Source organism: Ramlibacter sp. (genome assembly GCF_035554825.1).
Taxonomy (GTDB): domain Bacteria; phylum Pseudomonadota; class Gammaproteobacteria; order Burkholderiales; family Burkholderiaceae_C; genus Ramlibacter.
Genome location: NZ_DATMHS010000132.1, coordinates 1 through 5,775 on the forward strand (window position 1 = coordinate 1; position 5,775 = coordinate 5,775).

Annotated in this window: 3 protein-coding genes; all 3 read left to right on the top strand. The window is 66.3% G+C overall.

Annotated features, from left to right (window positions below):
• The coding region (locus tag VNT59_RS16260; protein WP_325499974.1) for an MFS transporter at positions 1-1,036 on the top strand (1,036 nt) is incomplete at its 5' end.
• A gap of 120 nt (positions 1,037-1,156) precedes the next feature.
• Positions 1,157-4,945 carry a nitrate reductase subunit alpha gene (locus VNT59_RS16265; RefSeq protein ID WP_325499976.1) on the top strand — a complete coding sequence of 1,263 codons (3,789 nt, stop codon included), beginning with the start codon at positions 1,157-1,159 and terminating at the stop codon, positions 4,943-4,945.
• Positions 4,942-5,775 (top strand): nitrate reductase subunit beta (narH, locus tag VNT59_RS16270; protein WP_325499978.1); only part of this gene is annotated, 834 nt, incomplete at its 3' end. The genes VNT59_RS16265 and narH, both read left to right, overlap by 4 nt.

Genomic DNA, 5,775 nt, shown 5'->3' on the forward strand with positions numbered 1-5,775 from the left:
CACGACCAGCTATCCGACCATGCTGATGCTGGCGCTGCTGTGCGGCTTCGGCGGCGGCAACTTCAGCTCCAGCATGGCCAACATCAGCTTCTTCTTCCCGAAGGAGCGCAAGGGTTCGGCGCTGGGCGTCAACGCCGGCCTGGGCAACCTCGGGGTCTCGGTCGTCCAGTTCCTCAGCCCGCTGGTGGTCACCGCCGGCGTGTTCGGCATCTTCGGCGGCGATGCGCAGACCATCGTCAAGGATGGCCACACGGTGCAGGTGTGGACCCAGAACGCGGCCTTCATCTGGGTGCCGTGGATCCTGCTGGCCTCGATCGCCGCGTGGATCGGCATGAACGACATCGCCGACGTGAAGGCATCCTTCGCCACCCAGGCGACGATCTTCCGGCGCAAGCACAACTGGCTGATGTGCCTGCTGTACCTCGGAACCTTCGGCTCCTTCATCGGCTACGCGGCGGGCTTCCCCCTCCTGATCAAGAACCAGTTCCCCGGCGTGAATCCGCTGGCCTATGCCTGGCTCGGCCCGCTGGTCGGCGCGCTGATCCGCCCGTTCGGCGGCTGGCTGTCGGACAAGCTGGGCGGCGCGCGGGTCACGTTCTGGAACTTCGTGGTGATGGCCGCCGCCGTGGTCGGCGTCCTGTACTTCCTCCCCAGCGGGCCGTCCGGTGGCAGCTTCACCGGATTCTTCCTCATGTTCCTGGTGCTGTTCCTCACCACCGGCATCGGCAACGGCTCCACCTTCCGCATGATCCCCGTGATCTTCCAGAGCCTGGCCCTGGCCCGCGCCAGGTCCAACGACCCGGCCGCGAAGGCCCAGGCCATCAAGGAAGGCAACACCGAAGGCGCCGCGACCCTGGGCTTCACGGCGGCGATGGCGGCCTACGGCGGCTTCTTCATCCCCAAGAGCTACGGCACCTCGATCACGATGACCGGCGGCCCCGAGGCGGCGCTGTACGTGTTCATCTCCTTTTACCTGCTGTGCATCGCCATCACGTGGTGGTACTACGCGCGCAAGAACGCGCCGATGCCTTGCTGAACACCGGCACCGTGCCGCAGACAAGACACCACTGAGCCGCCGTGCCCCGCGCTTGACAGGCCCCCCGCCCTGCAGGCGCGGTTTGCACGACGGCAGCCCCTCACCCAGAAGAGAACGACCATGAGCCATTTTCTCGATCGACTGACCTATTTCTCGCAGACGCGCGAGCCCTTCTCCGGCGGCCACGGCCAGACCACCGGCGAAGACCGCACCTGGGAGGATGCCTACCGCGACCGCTGGGCGCATGACAAGGTCGTGCGCAGCACCCACGGCGTCAACTGCACCGGGTCGTGTTCCTGGAAGATCTACGTCAAGGGCGGGATCGTCACCTGGGAAACGCAGCAGACCGACTATCCGCGCACCCGCTGGGACATGCCCAACCACGAGCCGCGCGGCTGCGCCCGCGGCGCCAGCTACAGCTGGTACCTGTACAGCGCCAACCGGGTCAAGTACCCGATGGTGCGCGGCCGGCTGCTGAAGGCCTGGCGCGATGCGCGGCGCACCATGGCGCCGGTGCTCGCCTGGGCGACCATCGTCGGTGACGAAGCCAAGCGCAAGAGCTGGCAGCAGCAGCGCGGCCTGGGCGGCTTCGCCCGTTCCAGCTGGGACGAGGTCAACGAAATCGTCGCCGCGGCCAACATCCACACCATTCGCGCCCATGGACCGGACCGGGTCATCGGCTTCTCGCCGATCCCGGCGATGTCGATGGTGAGCTACGCCGCCGGCAGCCGCTACCTCAGCCTGATCGGCGGGGTCTGCATGAGCTTCTACGACTGGTACTGCGACCTGCCGCCGTCGAGCCCGCAGATCTGGGGCGAGCAGACCGACGTGCCGGAATCGGCCGATTGGTACAACTCCAGCTTCATCATCGCCTGGGGCTCCAACGTGCCCCAGACGCGCACCCCCGACGCGCACTTCTTCACCGAGGTCCGCTACAAGGGCACCAAGACGGTCGCCGTCACACCCGACTACTCCGAAGTCGCCAAGCTGTCGGACCTGTGGATGCATCCGAAGCAGGGAACGGATGCGGCCGTCGCGATGGCCATGGGCCACGTGATCCTCAAGGAGTTCTACTTCGACAAGCGCAGCGGCTACTTCGACGACTACGCGCGCCGCTACACCGACCTGCCGATGCTGGTGATGCTGAAGGAACACCAGCTGCCCTCCGGAGAGACGGTCATGGTGCCGGACCGCTACCTGCGCGCCTCCGACTTCAACGGCAAGCTGGGCCAGTCCAACAACCCGGAGTGGAAGACGGTCGCCATGGACGAGCGCGGCAAGGTGGTCCTGCCCAAGGGCGCCATCGGCTTCCGCTGGGGTCCGGACGGCCGCCCGGACGCCGGCCAGTGGAACCTGGAAGACAAGGAAGCGCGCAACGGTCAGCCGGTCAAGCTCAAGCTGTCGGTGCTGGAAGGCGAAGCGGCGAGCAGCGAAACGGCCAGGGTGGCCTTCCCCTATTTCGGCGGCAACCGGACCCCGCACTTCGCGCACAACGCGCAGGGCGGCGACGTGCTGGTGCGAACCGTGCCGGTACAGACGATCGCGCTGGGCAAGGCCGGCGAGGAGCGCCAGGCGCTGGTCGCGACGGTGTTCGACCTGCAGGTTGCCAACTACGGCGTGCCGCGCGGCATCGAGGGCGAACTCGCGGCGGGGAGCTACGACGAGGACACGCCATACACGCCGGCATGGCAGGAGAAGGTCACCGGCGTGCCGCGCGAGCAGGTGATCACGGTGGCGCGCCAGTTCGCCGACAACGCCGACAAGACCCGCGGCAAGTCCATGGTGATCATCGGCGCGGCCATGAACCACTGGTACCACAGCGACATGAACTACCGCGGCGTCATCAACATGCTGATGATGTGCGGCTGCATCGGCCAGAGCGGCGGCGGCTGGGCCCACTACGTCGGGCAGGAGAAGCTGCGGCCGCAGACCGGCTGGACCGCGCTGGCGTTCGCGCTGGACTGGATCCGCCCGCCGCGCCAGATGAACTCCACCAGCTTCTTCTACGCCCACACCGACCAGTGGCGCTACGAGAAACTGGGGGTGGAGGAAGTGCTGTCGCCGCTCGCGGACAAGAAGGCCTTCGCCGGCAGCATGATCGACTACAACGTGCGGGCCGAGCGCATGGGATGGCTGCCGTCGGCGCCGCAGCTGCAGACCAATCCGCTGCAGGTGGTCCGCGACGCGCAGGCTGCCGGCATGGAAGGCAGGGATTACGCCGTGAAGGCGCTCAAGGACGGCTCGCTGCGCATGTCCTGCGAGGACCCCGACCATCCCGCCAACTGGCCGCGCAACCTGTTCGTGTGGCGCTCCAACATCCTGGGGTCGTCCGGCAAGGGCCACGAGTACTTCCTCAAGCACCTGCTGGGCACCAGCCACGGCGTCCAGGGCAAGGACCTGGGCGCCGACGAGGCCAGGCCGCAGGAGGTGGTCTGGCACGACAAGGCGCCGGAAGGCAAGCTCGATCTGGTCGTCACGCTCGACTTCCGCATGAGCACGACCTGCCTGTATTCGGACATCGTGCTGCCGACGGCGACCTGGTACGAGAAGAACGACCTCAACACCAGCGACATGCACCCGTTCATCCACCCGCTCTCGACGGCCGTCGATCCGGCGTGGCAGGCCAGGAGCGACTGGGAGATCTACAAGGGCTTCGCCAGGAAGTTCAGCGAGCTGTGCCCGGGTCATCTGGGCGTGGAAAAGGAAGTGGTGCTGAGCCCGCTGATGCACGACACGCCGGCCGAGCTGGCCCAGCCCTTCGGCGTGGCGGACTGGAAACGCGGCGAGTGCGACCTGATCCCGGGCAAGACCGCGCCCAACATCGCGGTGGTCGAACGCGACTATCCGAACGTCTACAAGCGCTTCACCGCCCTCGGGCCGCTGATGAACAAGGTGGGCAACGGCGGCAAGGGCATCGCCTGGAACACCCAGACGGAGGTCGAGCAGCTGGGGCAGCTCAACGGGACGGTGCAGGAAGCCGGCGCCACGCAAGGCTTGCCCGCGATCGACACCGACATCGACGCCTGCGAGGTGATCCTGCAGCTGGCGCCCGAGACCAACGGCCACGTTGCCGTGAAAGCCTGGGAAGCGCTCTCCAAGGCCACCGGCCGCGAGCACGCGCACCTGGCGCTGCACCGGGAGGACGAGAAGATCCGCTTCCGCGACGTGCAGGCGCAGCCGCGCAAGATCATCTCGTCGCCGACCTGGAGCGGGCTGGAGAGCGAGAAGGTCTCGTACAACGCCGGCTACACCAACGTCCACGAGCTGATTCCATGGCGCACCCTCACCGGGCGCCAGCAGTTCTTCCTGGACCACCCGTGGATGTCGGCGTTCGGCGAGGCGTTCGCCAGCTACCGGCCGCCGGTGGACCTGAAGACGACCGGGCCGATCGAAAGCATCAAGCCGAACGGCAACACCGAGATCCTGCTGAACTTCATCACCCCGCACCAGAAGTGGGGCATCCACTCGACGTACAGCGACAACCTGCTGATGCTCACGCTCAATCGCGGCGGGCCCGTGATCTGGCTGTCGGAGGACGACGCGAAGAAGGCGGGAATCGCCGACAACGACTGGGTCGAACTGTTCAACGTCAACGGCGCGATCGCGGCCCGGGCGGTGGTCAGCCAACGCGTCAACCCCGGCATGGTGCTGATGTACCACGCCCAGGAGAAGATCATCAACACCCCCGGCTCCGAGATCACCGGCCAGCGCGGCGGCATCCACAACTCGGTCACTCGCATCGTGCTCAAGCCCACCCACATGATCGGCGGCTACGCCCAGTTCAGCTACGGCTTCAACTACTACGGAACGATCGGCACCAACCGCGACGAGTTCGTGGTGGTGCGCAAGATGAACAAGGTCGACTGGCTCGACGAGGAAATCCGCGCCACGGAAGGAGCCGCAGCATGAAAGTCCGCGCACAGATCGGCATGGTCCTGAACCTGGACAAGTGCATCGGCTGCCATACCTGCTCGGTCACCTGCAAGAACGTGTGGACCAGCCGCCCCGGCATGGAATACGCGTGGTTCAACAACGTGGAGACCAAGCCCGGCATCGGCTACCCCAAGGAGTGGGAGAACCAGGGCAAGTGGAACGGCGGCTGGCGGCGCCTGGTGGACGGCTCGATCGAGCCGCGCCAGGGCGGCAAGTGGCAATTGCTCATGCGCATCTTCTCCAACCCGAACCTGCCGCAGATCGACGACTACTACGAGCCCTTCACCTACGACTACGAGCACCTGCAGACCGCCCCGGAAATGAAGGCAGCCCCGACGGCTCGCCCGCGCAGCCTGATCACCGGCCAGCGCATGGAGAAGATCGAGTGGGGCCCGAACTGGGAGGAGATCCTGGGCGGGGAATTCTCGAAACGCTCGAAGGACGCCAACTTCGCCGATTTCGACCGGGTGCAGAAGGAGATGGTGGGCCAGTTCGAGAACACCTTCATGATGTACCTGCCGCGGCTGTGCGAGCACTGCCTCAATCCGGCGTGCGTCGCCTCGTGCCCGTCGGGCTCGATCTACAAGCGCGAGGAGGACGGCATCGTCCTGATCGACCAGGACAAGTGCCGCGGCTGGCGCATGTGCGTCTCCGGCTGCCCCTACAAGAAGATCTACTACAACTGGCAGAGCGGCAAGGCCGAGAAGTGCGTGTTCTGCTACCCGCGCATCGAGGCGGGCCAGCCCACCGTGTGCTCCGAGACCTGCGTGGGCCGCATCCGCTACCTGGGCGTGGTGCTCTACGAC

Excerpts from the sequence above, each read along its gene's own strand:
- VNT59_RS16265 (WP_325499976.1), top strand. The coding sequence starts at position 1,157 with ATGAGCCATTTTCTCGATCGACTGACCTATTTCTCGCAGACGCGCGAG.